Here is a 1,103-nt window from a genome sequence, read left to right on the forward strand (position 1 = left end):
AATCCTATGTTGTGGAAGTAAGGGATCTTGTACTCGCCCAGTATGTTCAACTTGATTATATCTAAAGGACTATTAGGCTTCAATCAAATCAATTTTCCAATTATTCGACTGAATTAACACATTTAAATCACGTAATTTAAGACTAATATCATCAGCTTGTTTTTGTAATGATGAAACTGGAATAACTTTATGCCACTTTATTTCCCGCGTACTATAACGATCAGATTCACGAGATGTATTACTTATTGCTGCAGTTAGGGTTTTGTGCTGTTCTACAAATTCATCACGCAAAGTCAATAAAGCAAGTAGAGAACGACCATCATTTAATTTTGTTAAAGCATTAGTTTCATGAATTGCATAACTTAATTTTTGAAATTCTTGAATTAAAGAAAATACTTGTTTCAATAGTTCATTTGGATCTTCAGATGGTTTATCACCATCTTGTACCAATACATTTGCATTGATACGTTGTTTTAGTGAAATAATTTTTTTTTGTTGATCACTTCGAAGTAAGAGAGCTTCTGCTAATTTCATTTTTCACCTATTAACCAATTAGAATTAAGTTTTAAGCAGCTAAGTAATTTTACAAATACTATATATCCTCATTCTTTAAAGATCAAAAAAATTGATTTTTTACAATTTTCAGAGGTAGAAGTCTTATATTTTGTCATTAGTCGAAGCTCAGAATTAAGCTAAAGGCCTTTTTTTCAGATGCAGAATCCTTTATCTGATCCTAGACAGTATTATGGACATTCGATCCCTCTAAATTCTTACAATATTTTTGTTCAAAGGCTTCAGGACTTAACCAGCCATTTGCAGAATGTATTCTGATTCGATTGTAATAAATCTCGATATAGTCGAACAGGACAGCATTCGCTTCTTTTCGAGTGGCAAACACACTGCCATGGATTACATGACCTTTCAATGTATGAAAGAAGCTTTCAGTCACTGCATTGTCCCAACATGAGCAGTGTACTGCGCAAGACTGCCTGACATACTTTGAATAAAGTTATTCGTCAATAATAGCGCTCTAAAAGCACGACTACAGTACTGACTGCCTTGGTCAGAATGAACCATAACTCCTGTTGAATAAGCTTTTCATG

At 33.2% G+C, this 1,103-nt stretch carries 1 protein-coding gene and 1 pseudogene; both read right to left on the reverse strand.

Going from position 1 to position 1,103, the window contains the following annotated elements:
• Positions 1-72 precede the first annotated feature (72 nt).
• Positions 73-534, reverse strand: coding sequence for a DIP1984 family protein (locus tag ACNPNW_RS03170; RefSeq protein ID WP_004647839.1), 462 nt, complete (start codon positions 532-534; stop codon positions 73-75).
• Positions 535-733: 199 nt separating this feature from the next.
• Positions 734-1,098, reverse strand: a pseudogene (locus ACNPNW_RS03175) (IS3 family transposase); the annotation flags it as partial.
• Between the last annotated feature and the right edge of the window lie 5 nt (positions 1,099-1,103).

It is taken from the genome of Acinetobacter endophylla (assembly GCF_053543775.1).

Bases quoted from the DNA above. Each gene is read 5' to 3' on its own strand.
- ACNPNW_RS03170 (WP_004647839.1), bottom strand. From the start codon at position 534: ATGAAATTAGCAGAAGCTCTCTTACTTCGAAGTGATCAACAAAAAAAA.